The sequence below is a fragment of the Streptomyces sp. NBC_00258 genome (assembly GCF_036182465.1).
In the GTDB taxonomy this organism is placed as follows: Bacteria; Actinomycetota; Actinomycetes; order Streptomycetales; family Streptomycetaceae; genus Streptomyces.
This window is the reverse complement of sequence record NZ_CP108081.1, coordinates 8,012,093-8,028,707: the sequence shown is the minus strand read 5'-3', so window position 1 is coordinate 8,028,707 and position 16,615 is coordinate 8,012,093. Positions and strand designations below refer to the sequence as shown.

Here is a 16,615-nt window from a genome sequence, read left to right as displayed (position 1 = left end):
ACATCACGAGAGAAGACCCGAGTTGAGCACCGACGAGCAGGACAGCCGCACCAGCGGCAGCGTGCCGAACGCCTTCGGCAACGCCCTGTCGTGGAAGTGGACACGCCAGATGTCCCCTTACCTGCGCCGATCCGGCCTGCCTCTGCTCCTGTGCCAGCTACGCAACTTCGCCAGCGCCTCGGGAGAGGTCGCCTTCAACGGAGACCGGAAGCCGATCCGGATCACGGACATCGCCGCCGCCTCCTGCTGCCGCGAGAAGGACGCCCGCCGCTACCTGGAGGCCGCCATGCGCGCCGGCGTCGTGCAGACCCTCGGCGAGCGCAAGCGCGGCAAGGCGACCCGGTACGTGATCGTCGTGCACCCGTTCCCGGACTGGCAGGCCGCTGAGGACTACCTGAAGTCGACCGCCCGGGACAACAGCAAGCGGCCTCCGAAGTGGTCGGAGGAGACGGATGGGCCTGACGAAAGTTCGGGCCACTCCGGCCCGAACCAGAACGGGCCACTCCGGCCCGAACTTACCGACGGTACGGAAAACGAAGTTCGGGCCACTCCGGCCCGTTGGAGTTCGGGCCACTCCGGCCCGACCGGTTCGGGCCACTCCGGCCCGAATAACCCAGGGGGGTTCCCAGGGTTCTCCCATGACGGGGCTGAGGTCGGTTTCCAACCTCAGGTAGTGGGCGCTCCCGAAGACCAGATCGATTCCCACGAACCAGACCACGACGACCCCACGACGTGGAGCCGCTGCACCGAGTGCAGCCGCCCGATCCTCCCCGACCCGCAGCGCCCCGGCCGGACCGTGCACGCCCGCTGCGAGGACGCCACCACCCGAGCCGAGAGGCACAGCGCATGACCCGGGACCCGCACACCAGCACCATCACCCCCGAAGTCGCCGACGAACTCCGCGCCATGCACGCCATCGCCCGAACCGTGAACGGCAACACGCCCCTCGACGACCCGAAGCGGCAGACCAGCATCGAGTTCACCGCCGCCCTCCAGTCGCTCATCGAGCAGGGCGTCACCGTCTACCGGCTCGCCAAAGTCCTCGGCGTCGGACACCAAGCCGTCTACGGCCGACTCGCACGCCACGGCTACCGCGCACCCTCCCCATCCCTCGCCGACCGCCAATACCGCGGCACCACCACACACAGCCCCCGCAAGCCGCCCAACACCGCCTGACCGCGCGGCATCCGGTTCCGCCCTCCTCCGCGTCATCACGCGCGCGTACATGTACGGAGAAAGATCATGACGACTCGCACCCACACCCCCGACCGCGTCACCACCAACGAGCACGGGCACGAGAGCACCACCTTCACCGTGCAGCGCGCCTGCAACGGCTGCGGGGCCTTCCTCGGTGACGTCACCGACGCCGAGATGGACCGCGCCGTCCACGGACTACCAGCCGGGGACGTGCGCGGGGAGTGCGACCACTGCCGGCCCCTCGTCGAGCTGGAGGCCGCGAGCTGCAAGACGTGGCGCCTCACCGAGCGCAGCTACCCGCGCGTCGCCCACGAGGTCGACCAGCTGCGCCCGTGGGTGTTCTCCAAGGGCTACTGGCAGGAAGTCGGCGGCACGCTCCAGGTCGTCGGCCTGCGCGTCGGGGCCGGTGAGGACCGTGTCGTGGCTCGCTTCGGTGAGTGGCTCGTCAGGCACCCCGACGGTCATTTCACCGTGCACTCCGCCCCGGCCGCCGAGGAGCAGCCCGCCGAGCCTCCCGTCGTCCTCGACGTCGAGGACGTCCCCGGAGGCGAGTACCTGTGACCGCCCGCCCTCGCTGCGGAAACGACCCCCGCGTCCAGCTCACCCCCGGCGACCGCGCGGCCGTCGCCAACTTCCGAGCCTTCCTGACCGCCCGAGCCGAGGAGAAGACGACCATGAGCGACCTCGACGCCGCCCGTGAGGCCCTCCGAGGGTTCTCGCTGCGCCCCGGGTTCGTGGACGCCGTCGAGCGGTTCGAGGCCGCGGTGCGGGCCAACGAACGCGCCGGAGCCGAAGCGTGGCTACTGGGCGCCCCCGACGTGGCGCAGCCCGAGGCGGTCTGCAAGTGCCCCACCGAGTGCGGCCACAAGACCACGCAAGCCGACCAGGCGCAGCCGTGATCTACGTCCTCGGCTTCGTCGCCCTCGTCGTCGTCACCGCCGGCCTACCGCTCGCCCACTGGCTCCGCACGCCCTGGAGGAAGCCATGACGCGCCGCTTCACACACGCCCTCGCCTGCCTCTACGCCCTCATCGCCTGCGGCCTCATCCACTGCGCCATCGTCAGCTACCAGCGCGAGGCTCTCCACTACGCGATCTTCTTCACCGCGGCCGCCGTCGCCTTCGGCACCGCGATCGTCCACCACTCGTACCTGCGCGACGAGCTGCGGCACGCGCACGCGCAGCTGGACGCCGCCACCAAGCCCCGCGCCACCACACCCGTCGAGGACGGCGTCAAGGCCGTGTTCGCCACGAGCTGGTGCTGCGACGCATGGGCCGCCACCGCTGGCGCCGACCACGACCCCGAGCACTGCACCCGGAAGGACAGCACCGCATGAGCCAGCACACCCCGGACGGACGGGCCATCGTCGCAGCCCTCAACAAGCTGACAGCCCAGGTCAAGCGCGTCGCCGACGCCAAGCGCAGCGACTTCGCCCTGACGCCCGACGCGCCCACCGTCCACGTCACCCCAGAGATGCAGCACGCGGCCGAGCGCACGTGGCAGGCCGCTGTCGACAGCGGGCAGGCCGAGGTGTGGATCGCCGCGCCCCGTCGCCCCCTGCTCGACGACGCCGAGGCGCTGTGCGCGGAAGCCACCGCCGCGATCGCGCGAGTCCGCCGGGCCCTTGACGAGCGCTGGCTCGCCGCCCCGCACGGTGCGGACGACCACGATCACCTCTGCCCCGACGACGTCCGCAACGCCCTCCGCGCAGCCCTCGACCAGCCCAAGGAGTCCTGACCATGGCCGAGTACCTCGACCACACCCGCGTAGCCCAGAAGCTCCTTGACCAGCAAGGCCAGATCAACGAACTCGCCGCCGAGGCCGAGCGCTTCAAGCAGGACCACCTCGGCGCCTGCAAGACGATCGCGGAGATGCACGCCGCCGCCACCGGCCGGACCGGCGAGGGCCCTGTCCGCGGTGTCGTCGAGGACGTGGCCGACGTCCGCACGGCACTGCTGCGCGCCGAGCAGGAGCGGGACGGGGCATACCGCGAACGCGCCCACCTCCTCGCCTGGCTCGCCACCCTCTACGCCGAACACGCAGTCCTCGCCCCCGCGATGGACATCGACGACGAGGACGGCTGGCACCTGCTCTTCCTCAACGTCGCGGGCCGCCAGCTCTCATGGCACATCTCCCCGCGCGACGCCGAGCTGTTCAAGCACGTCGAGCACGTCGACTTCGCAGACCCGCGAGCAGCGTGGGACGGCCACACCACGGACGAGAAGTACCAGCGCATCCGCACCATGCCCTGGGGCGAGATGCGCGACGCCCTCACCCCTGCGGGTCCCATCAACATGCTCAGCGACGACGAGGGCGTTCCGCTGTGCACCTGCACGTACGGCGAGCGCTGCCCCAACTGCCCGCCCGACAGCAGGGACTGACCCGTGCGCGTAGTTCGCCTCGTCATGGACGCCAAGGTCGAAGCCGTCTTCCTGCCCATCTACTTCGTGATCGGCGCCTGCTTCGGCGCGCTGATCTGCGTCTACCTCAGCCGCAGCGACCACCCCTGAGCACGACGAAGGGGCGCGCGCCACACGTCTCCCCAGACCAGCGCACGCCCCTCAGGTGCTGATCACCGTACCGCCCCCGCGCACCACAGGAGCACCCACGATGACCACCACCGCGCACCTCTCCACCGTCATCCTCCACTGGCCCGACCTCGCCGACGCCCTCGGCGGAACCAGCGCCCCAACCTGGCCCCCCGCCGGCCGCATGAGCGACTACCTCCGCGCCCTCGACCAGGCCGACACCGAGCAGCTGGCGCGCGAGCAACACGAGGCACTCGCACTGCGCATCCTCGAGCGGGACCCGAGCCAGATCGGCGAGCGCCCCATCCCGATCCGGCTCCCTGTGTACGAGACGATGCGCGTCGTCCGGGCCGCCCTCCTGCACTGCGCTGACGCCGTCGCCGAGGTTGTGCAGCGCGATCCGATCAAGCCCCCGGCGCCCCGCCGCGCTTCGTACGCCCACAATCGGGCCGAGCGCCTCGCCTGGGAGGACCACGCCCGCCGCGTCCAGGTCGCGCAGGATGATGCTGCGGACGGGCGCCGTTGGAGGTGGACCGGGATCCGGCCGGACGCGCCGTACACCGCGCTGTGGTTGCTCGGCCGAGTGCAGGGAGCGCCTGGCCCGTTCCGTCCGCTCCCGGAGGCCGAGGCGCAGCACATTGCCACCGTGGCCCGAGGGGCGGCCGATCGTGTTGAGCGGGCTCTCGATGTCGGAGAGAGGACGGCTGCTCTCGCGCTCCCGTGCCCGGAGTGTGGGGGGCTGCTGAACCTGCATGGTGGGGCCGGCGCTTCTCCGGTCGCGCGGTGCACGTCGTGCGGGCACGTCTGGTCCGAGCGGGCCGCTGTCGCCTGAGCACGACGAAGCCCCCGCCGACTCCTCCGGCGGGGGCTCGCGTATGCCCTGCTACTCCTCGGCCTGCGTCGCCCGCGGCCGATCCTTCCCCGACCCCGAGTAGCCCGCCTCGATGTCCTGCACCGTGCGCAGGGAGACCCCGAGCATCGCCGCGATCTTCCGATACGGCACAGCCTTCGGCTTCATCGCGCGCTGCTCCAGGACGAACTTCCGACGGTCGTCCCGCCACTTCTTCGCCCGCGCTGCCTGGTCGGCGAGCACCTCGCTGATCGCCCTCGCGCGCTCCTCCGGGTCAGGGATCGCCTCCACCTCGTCCATGGCGTTGATCACCCGCTGAGCCTCCTCGGTCACACCCGGCCTCATCTCGGTTGGGCGGGCCGCTTGCCATGAGTGTAGGGGGTCCCATACATTCAAGGAAGCAGCCCGGCTGCTAATGCACAACGGCCCCGTCCCGCTGAGTTGGCGCTCCGGGACGGGGCCAGGCCCACCTCAACCTTCACGAAAAGGCAGGCCCTGATGGCCAACCGTACCGATCAGCCCCCTGAGCAGCCCAGCCCGGCGAAGCAGCCGAACAGAATCATGAGCGAACCCGCCACCGTCGACGCCTGCGCCCAAGACCTGCGCACCCCCGACGAGCAGGACACCGCCGCCGGACACGCACGCGACCAACTCGCCCACACCCGCGAAGCCGCCGCCGATCAGGCCTCCGCACCCGGGAGCCGACGCTGATGGGCGACACCTTCAGCTCCGGCACCTGGCACCGCCCGGGCGAGATCAGTGGCAAAGACCCCCAGCGCGGACGCAGCCAACGTGAACTCCAGGAGCGCGCCTCCTACGACCACGAGCCACAGGTGGGATGCGGCGCACTCTTCCTCGTCTGTGTCCTCGCGATCGCCACGGCCATCGGCTTGGCGCTCTCCTGACCCACCCCGATCGGCCGCCCTCCCGCGACAATCCCCCCGCGGGAGGGCGGTCCTACGCTCTCGGAGGAGCACGTGACCACGCCCCACTTCACGGCCATCCAGCGGCGGCTCGTCATCACCGTCGCCAGCGGCGCCGTCGTGATCGCGGCGATCGGCTTCCTCGGCTCGTACGCCGCAGTACGCGAACTTGCCCTCGACAAGGGCTTCGGCGACTTCGCCATGATCTTCCCGATCGGCATCGACGCCGGGATCTTGGTCCTCTTGGCCTTGGACCTGCTCCTCACCTGGATCCGGATCCCCTTCCCGCTGCTCCGCCACACCGCGTGGCTCCTCACCACGGCCACGATCGCGTTCAACGGCGCATCCGCCTGGCCCGACCCGCTCGGCGTGGGCATGCACGCGGTCATCCCGATCCTGTTCGTCGTCGTCACCGAGGCCGCCCGACACGCGATCGGCCGGATCGCGGACATCACCGCCGACAAGCACATGGACAGCGTCCGACTGTCCCGCTGGCTCCTCGCCCCGTGGTCGACGTTCCTGCTGTGGCGCCGCATGAAGCTGTGGGAGCTGCGCTCCTACGAGCAGGTGATCGCCCTTGAGCGGCAGCGCCTCGTCGCGCGGGCCCGACTGCGCGCCGAGCACGGCTGGCGCTGGCGCTGGACGGCACCCTTCGACGACGTCATGGCCCTGCGCCTCACCCGCTACGGGCGCGCGCTCGGCGAGCCGATCACTGCCCCGAACATCGAGCGGCTCCCGGTCGCAGTCGCCGCGAACACGGCCCAGCCCGCGATCGAGACGAGCACGTTCCAAGCCGCCGCCGATCAGGCGATCGACGTTGTTCGCGAGCCCGAGACCGATGATCGCGAACAACCGAACGCCGTCGCGAACACCGAGCCGAGCCCCCCGAACAAGGTCCGCGAACAGATCGCGAACAAGGCCTCCACCAGCGCGAACACTGATCGCGAGCAGCCGGTCATGGCCGACGTCGTACGCGAACAGATCCGGCTCCACACCGAGAACTCGGCCGCCGTGCTCGGCGTGCTCGCGAACATCCCCGACGCGAACAAGGCCAGCGTCGCCGCCGCTGTTCGCCGCGAACGCAGGAAGGCAGGGCCGTACCTGTGATCCCCGAAATCGTCTTCCCGCTGGCCGCGCTCCTCGGCGCTGTCGGCCTCCGCGTCATCGCACCCCGCCGCGCGCCCGGCATGTACCTCGCGCCGGCCGCGTGCACCGTCGCTCTCCTCGCCCTCGCCACGGCCTGCGTCGTGGCCGCATTCCGATAGGACGCACCTTGAACTACGTCACGTACGGCGGCGTGACCGTCGGACTCTGCATCCTCGGCTACCAACTCGCCACCTGGTACCCCGGCTTGAAGGCCCTGAAGAAGAAGCCCCTGCCCTACCTGGCGCAGCTCCTGCCATTCCTCCTCGGCTGGGTGTACGGCTGCCTCGCCATCCTCGGCGTCGGCGGCCTGATCGGCTGGACCGCCGATACCGCGCTCTGGATCTCCAACTGGCTGGGGGACGCAGCCCTCGTGTGGGGCGTAGGAGGGACGTCCGGGCAGTCCGCGACCGGCACCGGCTACCTGCCGCTCACGCAAACCGGCGGCGGCGTCCTCCTCATCCTCACCGCCGTCATGGCGGCCTTGGTGAAGAAGTCGAAGTACGGCCGCGATCTGATGTTCGGCACGTGGTGCGGGATCTGCCTCGGCACCTCGGCCGGGGTGGCCGGGTTCGCTGCGGTGCCTCTGGCGCAGGCTGCGAACTGGCTCGGCAACCTCGTGTACGGGTCCCTCTGATGGCCGCGAGGAAGGAGCCCGTCGAGGAGCCGGAGGAGCCGTCGAGGGCGGCCGGGGCGTGCGTCCTGGTCGTCCTGGCGGGCGGCGTGACCGCCGTGGTGTTCGTCGTCTCGTCCACCGCGGGAGTGCTCGCGGTGTGGGCGGTCGGGGCCACGCTGCTGTGGCGCGCCGCCCGCCGCGTGTCCGATTCGTCCGCCACTCCCCCACCGGAGGAGGGGCACCCCTCGTGCAGCGAATGCGCAGGTCATGAGCTTGTCAGCGTGACCCCTTCTGAAAGCCAGAAGGGGATGTTGATCTACAGCTTCTCCCTGCCCGACCGACCCAACCACACCCACCTCCACATCGCTGGGGAGGTGAACGAAGCATGATCCGTCGCCTGCTCGCCGCCCTCGGCCTCGACTCGACCACGTCCTACTGCATCAACTGCGCGGGCTACTACCCGGCCTCCCACTTCCCCTGCGAGTGACCTCCCGCGCGCACACGCGTAGTTGCGTTCCGCGCGATCATGACGCATCCTGGCCCCACGTCCCGCGTGCCCGGACACAACAGGCCCACCACCGTGTGGGCCTTCGTCATGTTCGACACCCATTCGGGTCACAGAACCGTCACTGCGCCGTCACGCACCGCACACACGGCGCATGATGCCTCCCTCAGCAACACCATCCCAGGGGGGACCATGCGCACCCGCACCATCACCACTCTCGCCGCCATCGTCATGCTCGCGCTCACCGGCTGCGCTGCCGAGGACACCGGCACCAGCACCGACTCCGACCCCGCGCCCAAGGCGCCTGCGACGAGCCAGACCAGCGACACCAAGAAGGACAGCGACACGGCCACGGAAGACGCCCCGGCCGCCGAGAAGAAGCCCGAGACCGCGAGCCTGCCCAACGTCGTCGGCAAGGACCTCCAGGCCGCCCAAGACGAAGCGCAGGCCGCCGGGTTCTACGCCCTCGACGACCAGGACGCCAGCGGCCAGAACCGCTTGCAGGTCCTGGACCGCAACTGGACGGTCTGCAAGCAAGAGCCCGCCGCCGGCACGCACCCCACAGACACACCGGTGGTCCTGTACGCCGTCAAGGACACCGAGACCTGCTGACACACCCCGCTGAACTGGCCCGGCCCGCGCCCGTGCGTGGCCGGGCCTTCGCACGTCCGGAGGTGGCCCGTGTCGAACCAGCACCGCCCGGTCACCCCCGAGGACCGAGACGAGATCATCCTCCTGCACGGCGAGGGCAAGGGCCGCAACGAGATCGCCCGCCTCACCGGCCGCGCACAACGCACCGTCTCCGTCATCTGCGCCGAGGAAGGCCTCGTCTTCGACGCGTCAATGACCGAGGACGCCACCCGGCACCGCGTAGCCCAGCTCGCCGCGCTCCGCGCCGACACGGCCGTCGACCTCCACCTCGACGCGCTGAAGCTGACGCAGCAGATGTGGGAGCCCGCGACGATCTTCAACTTCGGCGGCAAGGACAACACCTACCGCGACAAGCACGTCTCTGAGCCGCCCTCCGGCGACAAGAAGAACCTCATGGCCGCGGCCGGGATCGCCCTGGAGAAGTCCCTCAAGCTCGTCCCGCCGGCCGACGACACCGGCGTCGAGGACGCTCAGTCGGTCCTCGGCCAGCTCATGGTCGGGCTGAAGGCCGCGTACGACCAGGCCAAGAGCGAGGAGGCAGGCAACGAGGAGGCGGAGGGTGAGTCTCCTTGACGCACTGCCCCTGTCCCGAAAGCAGATCATCTCCATCGTCGAGGCCGACTCGCGCATCAACGCGTGGGAAGGCTCGGTGCGGTCAGGAAAGACGATCGCCTCGCTGATCTGCTGGCTGGCCTTCGTCAGGAACGCGCCGCGCGGCGGCGAGTTGGTCATGGTGGGCCGCACCCGCGACTCGCTGTACCGGAACGTGATCCAGCCGCTCACCAACCCGGAGATCTTCGGGAAGCTGTCGAAGCAGATCAAGTACAACCCGGGCGCACCGATCGCGATCATCATGGGCCGGGTCGTGCATGTCCTCGGCGCCAACGATGCGAAGGCCGAGCCCAAAGTCAGGGGCATGACCTGCGCCGGCGCGTACGTCGATGAGGCGACGACGCTGCCCAAGCTGTTCTTCGATCAGCTCCTCGCCCGCTGCTCCGTGAAGGGCGCCAAGCTCTTCACCACGACCAACCCGGACAACCCGGCGCACTGGTTCCGTCGCGAGTACCTGAAGCGCCCGGTCGAGACGGGGCTGCGGTCCTGGCACTTCACCCTCGACGACAACCCGTACCTCGACCCGCAGTACGTCGCGTTCCTCAAGAGCACGTACACCGGTCTGTTCTACCGGCGGAACATCCTCGGGCACTGGGTCCAGGCCGAAGGCGCGATCTATGACGCCTTCGACGAGGAGCGGCACGTCGTCAAGACGCTCCCGCTCATGGCCCGTTGGCTGTGCGACGCGATCGACTACGGCACGACCAACCCGTACGCCGACCTCCTCATCGGCCTGGGCATCGACAACCGGCTGTACGTCGCCTCGGAGTACCGGTGGGACTCGCGCGTGGAGCGCAGGAAGAAGACCGACTCCGAGTACAGCCAGGCCCGCAAGCGGTGGCTTGCCGGGGTGCCGCACCCGCAGACCAACGTCCTCGGCGTGCAGCCGGAGTGGACCGTCGTCGACCCGTCCGCAGCCTCGTACATCGAGCAGCTGCACCGCGATGGCGTCCACGGCGTCACCCCAGCGGACAACAGCGTCCTCGACGGCATCCGCACCACCGGGTCGCTGATCGCGGGCGGAGTGCTCCTCATCCACGAGTCAGCGACCGGGCTGATCGAGGAGATCCCGGGCTACAGCTGGGACGACGAGGAGGCCGAGAAGGGCGAGGACGTCCCGATCAAGCAGGACGACCACAGCGTGGACGCGCTCCGGTACGGCCTGCGTACGACCGAGGCCCTGTGGCGGCCGCACATTCCGATGCTCCTGGAGGTGGCCGCGTAATGCCCCTGCCCATGGCAGACACCGTCTGGCCGCCCACCGACGAGCGTGTGCAGGCCTCGCTCGCCGACTGGGACGCCTGGTACTCGTCTGAGCCCGACCGGCTCGAACTGCGGTACACCGGCCGCGGCTTCCGCGAGGCCGTCGACCGGCCGGCGCAGCACCGCGGCGGAGTCGTCGGCCGCCTCGCCCGCTGGTTCTGGGGAAACCCCACCGAGGACGGCCAGAAGCGGGAGAAGCTCCACGTCCCGCTCGCAGGAGACATCGCACGCACCTCCGCCGAGCTGCTGTTCTCGGAGCCGCCCACGATCCAGGCCGCCGAGGGCGCGAGCGACGCAACGCAGGACGTCCTCGACGCTCTGCTGGAGGGCGGCCTCCAGCCGACGCTCCTCGAAGGCGGGGAGGTCTGCTCTGGCCTGGGCGGGGCGTACCTGCGCGTGGTGTGGGACGAGGACGTGTCCGATCGGCCATGGATCGACGCCGTAGCGGCAGATCGGGCCGTCCCGGAGTTCGCTTATGGTCGCCTGCGCGCGGTGACGTTCTGGACCGTCCTGGAGACCGAGTCGCAGGATGACCGGCGCGTGTTCCGGCACCTGGAGAGGCACGAGAAGGGCCGGATCTACCACGGCCTCTACGAGGGCTCGGGCGGATCGCTCGGCATGGCCCGCCCGCTCGCCGACCACCCCGTCACAGCGCCGCTCGCCGCGATGGTGGACGCGGAAGGGGGCCTCGACACCGGCGCCCCGAAGAACCTCACCGCCTCCTACGTGCCCAACGTGCGCCCCGCGCGCGCCTGGAGGCACATCCCCACCGCCGCGTACTGGGGACAGTCCGACTTCCAGGGCATCGAAGGCCTGATGGACGCCCTCGACGAGACTTATAGCTCGTGGATGCGCGACATCGTCAACGGCAAGGGCCGCGTCGTCGTCCCCAGCTCGATGCTCCAGTCCATGGGCCCCGGGAAGGGCGCCTCCTGGAACGAGGAGCGCCGGATCTACACGGGCCTCGACATGCTCCCGCGCCCCGGCGACCCGAATCCGCTCACGATCGTCCAGTTCGAGATCCGCGTCCAGGAGCACCGCGACACCTGCCAGGCCCTGATGGAGCAGGCCGTGCGACAGGCCGGCTACTCCGCAGGCACCTTCGGGGAGTCCGACGGGCAGGCCGTCACGGCGACCGAGGTGAAGGCCCGTAACCGGCGCTCCTTGTCCACGGCCGGCCGCAAGGGCAAGTACTGGCAGCCCGCCATCGCGGACATCACCGCGGCCTACCTCGCCGTGCTGTCCGGCTTCCGCTTCCGGATGAGCGGGCTCGACCTGACCCCGCCGAAGGTGGAGCTCCAGGACGGCGTCACCGAAGGGCCGATCGAGCTTGCGACCGCCGTTGAGCTGATCGCCCGTGCGGAGGCCGCCTCGAAGGAAACGCTCGTGACCATGGCCCATCCGGACTGGGACAAGGACCGGGTGAAGGCCGAGGTGGCGCAGATGAAGACGGAATCGGCGCTCGCCGACCCGGCCTTGACGGGTGCCGAGGGCCCCGGCCCCGGCTTCCCGCCGAAAGCCGGAGGCAGCACCGAGGAGTAGCGGGAGGCCGTCATGCCGGTGTCTCCCGCTATGGCCGAGGACCTCGCCACCGAGGTCCGGCGCCTGTACGAGGACGCCGAGAGCGCACTCCTGGAGCGCCTCGCCGCGGCCCTGGAGGCGGACATCGAGTCGCCGCTGTGGGCGGAACTCAAGCTCGCCTCCGTAGGCGACCTGCGCAGGGCCGTCGAGACCATCTCGACTGCTCTGGAGCGGGACACCACCGGCGCAGTGTCCGAGGCCCTGATCGAGGCCTACAACCGCGGCAGGCAGTCCGCCGTCGCCGAGCTCGGGGCGCTCGACATCGGCCGTGAGCTCGCCGCCCGCCGCGCGCTGCCCAACGCCGCGGCGGTCGACCGGCTCGCCGCGTCCATGGCCGAGGACACCCGCCCGCTCTACCAGCGCATCACGCGCTCCGTCGTGGACGTCTTCCGGTCCACCGTGGCCCGCGTGTCCGGCGGGACGCTACTCGGCACCATGACCCGCCGCCAGGCCAGTCAGCGGGCGTTGAACCAGTTCGCCCGCCGCGGCGTGACCGGCTTCGTCGACCGGGCCGGCCGCAACTGGGACATGGCGTCCTACGCCGAGATGGCCGTTCGTTCCGTGACCGCACGCGCCGCGATCGAAGGGCACATCGACGCTCTGGCCGAACTCCAAATCGGCCTGGTCATCGTCTCCGACGCCCCGCTCAACTGCCCTCTGTGTGAGGCCTGGGAGGGCGAGGTCCTCACACTCGGCAACACGTCCGGCCCGCACACCATTCGGGCCGAGCACGAGATCGAGGATGGTCGCTCGGTGGTCGTGCACGTCGCCGGATCCCTCCTGGAGGCCCGTGCCGCAGGCCTGTTCCACCCCAACTGCCGCCACAGCTTGGCCGCGTACCTGCCGGGCGTAACCACGAGGCCGCCGCATCACGCGACGCCAGGCACGACGTACGCGGACACGCAGCGCCAACGCGAGATCGAGCGGCACATCCGCGCGTGGAAGCGCCGCCAGGACGTGGCGATGGACGAGCAGACCCGCCGCGCGGCAGGCGCCAAGGTCCGCGCCTGGCAGGCCGCCATGCGCGAGCACGTGGCCGCACACGAGGACCTGCGCCGCAAGCCTGCGCGCGAGCAAGTCCAGACAGCCGCCACGCAGCCCGCGGCCCGCCCCGAGAACGTCGAGGTGGCCCGCCTGCGCTCCGATCCCGGGGCGCTACGGGAGATGACCGAGGAGCAGATCACCGCGGCGATGAGCTCCGGCCAGCTCACCGGCGAGGACCTCCAGCGGTTCCAGGACGAGGTGGACCGGCGCGAGACGGAGCAGCTACTCGCCCGGGCGCGCCCGTCCCTGCGGCTGGTCGAGGACCTGACCGGCTTCTCGGACGACGAGCTCGCCCGTCTCCTGCCTCACCTCAACACCGACGACGTGCTGCGCCTGGCCGCGGAGATGGACCGCAGGGACGCCGACACCCGGCTTCCGAGCGTGAACTCGCAGCTGGCTGGGATGTCGGACGAGCAGCTCGGGCAGCGGGCCCGCCATGCGAGCGGCGAGGACCTGGCGGCGATCGCCGCGGAGGCCGACCGACGCCAGCTGCTCGCCGCAGTCCTCCCTGGCGGACGCCTCGCCGCGAACATCGAGGGCGTCGACGAGGACACCCTCGGGTGGGCACTGCGCTACGCGAGCGCCGAGGACGCCGAGCGGATCGCCGCGGAGCTGGACCGGCGCCACCCGCCGGCCCCGCTGCCCCCGGCTGCGGGCGCGACCACGATCGAGGGGCAGCTCGCCGACCGGGCCGCGATGGACGCGATCCTGGAACCAGCGGGCTCGCCGGACGAATGGGCGTTCCTGGCCGACGGTCTGCCGGACCCGTACGAGGGCATGTCCTCGACGGAACGGTGGATTGCTGAGCGCGAGGCGGAGGCCGAGGCAGGCCGCGGCGCGTACACGCGCGAGCAGGTACGCGAGATGTACCGCGAGCACGTCTACGGCCAATACCTCACCGCTGAAGACGAGCTCCGCGGCGTGCTCCTGACTCGCGAGGCGTACCTCGCCGGAGTGGACCCGATCTCCTTGTTCTCCGGTCCGTCACATGTTGCCTACAGCCGCGCCTCGGAGGAGCTGAAACGGTGGTGGGCAGATCATCCGCGCACTACGCTCGTCGAGTACACGGAGATGGCCACCGGGCAGCGCAGCGAGGCCGCAGACAAGGCCCGCAAGAACCAAGGTGACCAGCAGAACAGACTCTGATCCGAGGGGTACCGGATGGGACCGCGCGAGCAGTTGGTGAGGGCACTCGGCGAGGGCGCCGAGGCCGGCCGTCGAGGCGACCGTCCAACTGCCTGCCCGTACGAGGCTGGTGACCTCCGCCGCTCGGCCTGGATCCGCGGCTACGCGAAGAACCGGCCGCTGCCCGAGTAGCCATCGACCGGTTCACCGAGGCCCGCCAGCGCGCGGGCCTTTTTTCATGCTCCGGCGCAGGCGGCCGCCTATCCCAGGGTCACTCCTTGCGGTGACGGCCAGTCGCCTTGATCCACGCGTGGGGCGCATACGCCACTTCGACCTCAGGCGGCGCCGCCTGCCGATCAAACTTCCAGACGAGAAGGGCACCACCGGGGTTAACCGAGTAGGCGTACTGCTCGGATCCATCGTCGGGGAAGGGCCTAACTTCGCCCTCGTCTTCCCATGTCTGGCCGCTCGTGCCGACCAGTACCACTTCAACCGCCATAGCCCCAATGTACGGCGGATTGGCACATTCCACCCTGCCAGCGCAGGGCACTCACCTTTCCCGGCACCCGCCGCACGGCGACCGCCGGACATCCCGAAAAGGGAGAACACCCATGCAGCACCCTTTCAAGCACCCGCTCGCCACACACCACTCGATGGAGGTGCTCGGCTCCCGCCGCAACGGCTCGCCGATCTACGCCATCGCGGGTGGCAACGGCGCGGGCGAAGGCGGCTCCGGATCCGGCGCGAGCAGCGGCGGTGACGGCGGAGCAGGCACTGGAGGCCAGGGCGGCGACGGCGGTCAAGGCTCCGGCGACGGCGGCCAGGGTTCCGGCACGTCCGGCGGCCAGGGCGGCGCGGGCTCCGGCGAAGGCGACGTCACGGACTGGAAGGCGCACTCGCGCGAGTGGGAGAAGCGCGCCAAGGCCAACGCCACGGCCGCGACCGAGCTGGAGAAGCTCAAGGCCGCGAACATGAGCGAGCAGGAGAAGGCGGTCACAGAGGCGGAAAAGGCAGGCCGCACGGCCGCCCTCTCCGAGGCCATCCCCCAGATCGCTCAGGCCCGTCTCGAAGCAGCTGCCGCGCGCGCCCACGTCGACCTCTCCGAGTTCACGGAGTTCATCGACCTCAAGAAGTTCGTCGGCGAGGACGGCCAGGTCGACGACAAGGCGATCAAGGCCGCCGTCACCAAGTTCGCCAAGCTCGCTCCGTCCGGGGCCGGCCGCTCCGGCGGCGACATGGGCGGCGGTGGCGGCTCCGGGGACCAGAGCGCCTCGCTCGACAAGCAGATCGAAGAGGCCACGAAGGCGCGGGACTTCCCCCGTGTCATCCGACTCAAGCGGCAGAAGGCTGCCGCGCAGACCACGTAAGGAGTCACCATGGCCGGCATCACCGGGATGGGAACGACCTTCAACCTCCCCAACTACACGGGCGAGCTGTTCGCCCTGACCCCGGCGGACACCCCGCTGCTGTCGGCCATCGGCGGACTCACAGGCGGCGGCATGACGACCGCGACGGAGTTCGAGTGGGAGCAGTACGACCTGCGTGACCCGGCGCAGCGCACCAAGGTGGAAGGTGCCGACGCGCCGACCGCCGAGGAGCGGGCTCGCGGGAACGTGAAGAACGTCGTGCAGATCCACCAGGAGCAGGTCTCCGTCTCCTACACGAAGCAGGCCGCGATCGGCCAGGTCGCTTCGCCTCAGTCGGCTCCGTTCAACCACAACGGCGGCGACAACCCGGTCACCAACGAGCTGGACTGGCAGATCACGCAGGCGCTGAAGCAGATGGCGCTGGACGTGAACTGGTCGTTCCTCAACGGCTCGTACGCCAACCCGACGACCAATGCGACCGCGCGGCAGACGCGAGGGCTGCTCCAGGCCATCACGACCAACCGGATCGCCAAGGGCACCAGCGTCACCGGGCTGACCTCGGCGACGGACACCATCACGGAGACCGCGACCGCCCTTGTGGACGGCGACAAGATCGTGTTCACGGCGACCGGCGCCGCGACGAGCATCATCGCGGGTCGTACCTACTACGTGGTTTCCAAGACCACGAACGCCTTCAAGGTGGCCACCAGCCTCGGTGGCACGGCGCTCACCCTGGGCACCGCGACGGGCATCGCCTACACCAAGCCGTGGGCGACCGCGCTCACCACCGACCACGTCTCCGACCTCCTCCAGCTCGCCTACGACAACGGTGGCATCAGCGAGCAGGAGACCGCGACGCTGCTCCTGAACAGCTCACAGAGGCGGGCGGTCACGGCGGCATTCGCCGGGGCGTACGGCAAGTTCCAGGAGACCAGCCGCACGGTCGGCGGTGTCGCAGTGGACACGATCATCACGGACTTCGGGACCCTGTCCGTGATGATGGACCGGCACATGCCGCAGGACGTCATCTCGGTGGTGTCCATGGAGCAGCTGATGCCGGTCTTCCTCAACATCCCCGGCAAGGGGACGTTCTTCGAGGAGCCGCTCGCCAAGACGGGGGCGAGCGACAAGTCGCAGCTGTACGGCGAGGTGGGCCTCAAGTACGGCGTCGAAAAGGCCCACGGGGTCCTGACCGGGCTGAAGGTGTGACC

General features: G+C 70.1%; 25 protein-coding genes. 23 read left to right on the top strand and 2 right to left on the bottom strand.

Annotated elements, in window-relative coordinates; translation table 11 throughout:
- The first annotated feature begins 22 nt into the window (after positions 1 to 22).
- From OG718_RS35830 to OG718_RS35790, 9 genes are all read left to right on the top strand, one after another.
- Positions 23 to 850: a hypothetical protein gene (locus tag OG718_RS35830; protein WP_328846148.1), complete on the top strand. Its 828-nt coding sequence runs from the start codon at positions 23 to 25 to the stop codon at positions 848 to 850.
- A complete protein-coding gene (locus OG718_RS35825; RefSeq protein ID WP_328846147.1) occupies positions 847 to 1,176 on the top strand; it encodes a hypothetical protein in 330 nt (109 codons plus the stop codon). The genes OG718_RS35830 and OG718_RS35825 overlap by 4 nt, the downstream gene beginning before the upstream one ends.
- A 66-nt stretch (positions 1,177 to 1,242) precedes the next feature.
- Positions 1,243 to 1,758, top strand: coding sequence for a hypothetical protein (locus OG718_RS35820; protein WP_328846146.1), 516 nt, complete (start codon positions 1,243 to 1,245; stop codon positions 1,756 to 1,758).
- On the top strand, positions 1,755 to 2,096 hold the full coding sequence (locus OG718_RS35815) for a hypothetical protein (protein ID WP_328846145.1): 342 nt from the start codon (positions 1,755 to 1,757) through the stop codon (positions 2,094 to 2,096). Before OG718_RS35820 ends, OG718_RS35815 begins: the two co-directional genes overlap by 4 nt.
- A gap of 85 nt (positions 2,097 to 2,181) precedes the next feature.
- Positions 2,182 to 2,532: a hypothetical protein gene (locus OG718_RS35810; protein ID WP_328846144.1), complete on the top strand. Its 351-nt coding sequence runs from the start codon at positions 2,182 to 2,184 to the stop codon at positions 2,530 to 2,532.
- On the top strand, positions 2,529 to 2,933 hold the full coding sequence (locus tag OG718_RS35805) for a hypothetical protein (protein WP_328846143.1): 405 nt from the start codon (positions 2,529 to 2,531) through the stop codon (positions 2,931 to 2,933). The genes OG718_RS35810 and OG718_RS35805 overlap by 4 nt, the downstream gene beginning before the upstream one ends.
- Before the next feature lie 2 nt (positions 2,934 to 2,935).
- Positions 2,936 to 3,577 (top strand): hypothetical protein, encoded by a 642-nt coding sequence (locus tag OG718_RS35800; RefSeq protein ID WP_328846142.1) that lies wholly within the window; start codon positions 2,936 to 2,938, stop codon positions 3,575 to 3,577.
- Positions 3,578 to 3,580: 3 nt separating this feature from the next.
- Positions 3,581 to 3,706 carry a hypothetical protein gene (locus tag OG718_RS35795; RefSeq protein WP_328846141.1) on the top strand — a complete coding sequence of 42 codons (126 nt, stop codon included), beginning with the start codon at positions 3,581 to 3,583 and terminating at the stop codon, positions 3,704 to 3,706.
- A 100-nt stretch (positions 3,707 to 3,806) separates the two neighbouring features.
- A complete protein-coding gene (locus OG718_RS35790) occupies positions 3,807 to 4,556 on the top strand; it encodes a hypothetical protein (RefSeq protein WP_328846140.1) in 750 nt (249 codons plus the stop codon).
- A 51-nt stretch (positions 4,557 to 4,607) separates the two neighbouring features.
- Here OG718_RS35790 and OG718_RS35785 read toward each other — a convergent pair whose 3' ends face one another.
- Positions 4,608 to 4,907, bottom strand: a complete 300-nt coding sequence (locus tag OG718_RS35785; protein WP_328846139.1) for a hypothetical protein — start codon at positions 4,905 to 4,907, stop codon at positions 4,608 to 4,610.
- 228 nt (positions 4,908 to 5,135) lie between these two features.
- On the opposite strand from OG718_RS35785, the gene OG718_RS35780 reads away from it, so the two are divergent.
- The 12 genes from OG718_RS35780 to OG718_RS35725 all read left to right on the top strand — a co-directional run bounded on the left by OG718_RS35780 (position 5,136) and on the right by OG718_RS35725 (position 14,229).
- A complete protein-coding gene (locus tag OG718_RS35780; protein WP_328846138.1) occupies positions 5,136 to 5,285 on the top strand; it encodes a hypothetical protein in 150 nt (49 codons plus the stop codon).
- Positions 5,285 to 5,479, top strand: coding sequence for a hypothetical protein (locus tag OG718_RS35775; RefSeq protein ID WP_328846137.1), 195 nt, complete (start codon positions 5,285 to 5,287; stop codon positions 5,477 to 5,479). The genes OG718_RS35780 and OG718_RS35775 overlap by 1 nt, the downstream gene beginning before the upstream one ends.
- A 72-nt stretch (positions 5,480 to 5,551) precedes the next feature.
- Positions 5,552 to 6,604, top strand: a complete 1,053-nt coding sequence (locus OG718_RS35770) for a DUF2637 domain-containing protein (RefSeq protein ID WP_328846136.1) — start codon at positions 5,552 to 5,554, stop codon at positions 6,602 to 6,604.
- A complete protein-coding gene (locus OG718_RS35765; protein ID WP_328846135.1) occupies positions 6,601 to 6,762 on the top strand; it encodes a hypothetical protein in 162 nt (53 codons plus the stop codon). Before OG718_RS35770 ends, OG718_RS35765 begins: the two co-directional genes overlap by 4 nt.
- Before the next feature lie 8 nt (positions 6,763 to 6,770).
- Positions 6,771 to 7,277, top strand: coding sequence for a hypothetical protein (locus tag OG718_RS35760; RefSeq protein ID WP_328846134.1), 507 nt, complete (start codon positions 6,771 to 6,773; stop codon positions 7,275 to 7,277).
- On the top strand, positions 7,277 to 7,645 hold the full coding sequence (locus OG718_RS35755) for a hypothetical protein (protein ID WP_328846133.1): 369 nt from the start codon (positions 7,277 to 7,279) through the stop codon (positions 7,643 to 7,645). Before OG718_RS35760 ends, OG718_RS35755 begins: the two co-directional genes overlap by 1 nt.
- Positions 7,646 to 7,953: 308 nt before the next feature.
- Complete coding sequence (locus OG718_RS35750; protein ID WP_328846132.1) at positions 7,954 to 8,373, top strand: PASTA domain-containing protein; 420 nt, start codon at positions 7,954 to 7,956, stop codon at positions 8,371 to 8,373.
- 69 nt (positions 8,374 to 8,442) lie between these two features.
- Positions 8,443 to 8,985 carry a helix-turn-helix domain-containing protein gene (locus OG718_RS35745; RefSeq protein WP_328846131.1) on the top strand — a complete coding sequence of 181 codons (543 nt, stop codon included), beginning with the start codon at positions 8,443 to 8,445 and terminating at the stop codon, positions 8,983 to 8,985.
- On the top strand, positions 8,972 to 10,249 hold the full coding sequence (locus OG718_RS35740) for a PBSX family phage terminase large subunit (protein ID WP_328846129.1): 1,278 nt from the start codon (positions 8,972 to 8,974) through the stop codon (positions 10,247 to 10,249). Before OG718_RS35745 ends, OG718_RS35740 begins: the two co-directional genes overlap by 14 nt.
- Before the next feature lie 11 nt (positions 10,250 to 10,260).
- The gene (locus OG718_RS35735) at positions 10,261 to 11,829 is read left to right on the top strand and encodes a capsid protein (protein ID WP_328846128.1); all 1,569 of its coding nucleotides are present in this window, start codon (positions 10,261 to 10,263) and stop codon (positions 11,827 to 11,829) included.
- 12 nt (positions 11,830 to 11,841) lie between these two features.
- Complete coding sequence (locus tag OG718_RS35730) at positions 11,842 to 14,058, top strand: phage minor capsid protein (protein WP_328846127.1); 2,217 nt, start codon at positions 11,842 to 11,844, stop codon at positions 14,056 to 14,058.
- A gap of 15 nt (positions 14,059 to 14,073) precedes the next feature.
- Positions 14,074 to 14,229, top strand: coding sequence for an Rmf/CrpP fold protein (locus OG718_RS35725; protein ID WP_328846126.1), 156 nt, complete (start codon positions 14,074 to 14,076; stop codon positions 14,227 to 14,229).
- A gap of 79 nt (positions 14,230 to 14,308) precedes the next feature.
- Here the strand turns inward: OG718_RS35725 and OG718_RS35720 are convergent, their stop codons facing one another.
- Positions 14,309 to 14,536: a hypothetical protein gene (locus OG718_RS35720; protein WP_328846125.1), complete on the bottom strand. Its 228-nt coding sequence runs from the start codon at positions 14,534 to 14,536 to the stop codon at positions 14,309 to 14,311.
- A 112-nt stretch (positions 14,537 to 14,648) separates the two neighbouring features.
- Between OG718_RS35720 and OG718_RS35715 the strand changes: the two genes are divergently transcribed.
- Positions 14,649 to 15,404 carry a hypothetical protein gene (locus OG718_RS35715; RefSeq protein WP_328846124.1) on the top strand — a complete coding sequence of 252 codons (756 nt, stop codon included), beginning with the start codon at positions 14,649 to 14,651 and terminating at the stop codon, positions 15,402 to 15,404.
- A gap of 9 nt (positions 15,405 to 15,413) precedes the next feature.
- Positions 15,414 to 16,613: an SU10 major capsid protein gene (locus tag OG718_RS35710; RefSeq protein WP_328846123.1), complete on the top strand. Its 1,200-nt coding sequence runs from the start codon at positions 15,414 to 15,416 to the stop codon at positions 16,611 to 16,613.
- Positions 16,614 to 16,615: the final 2 nt, after the last annotated feature.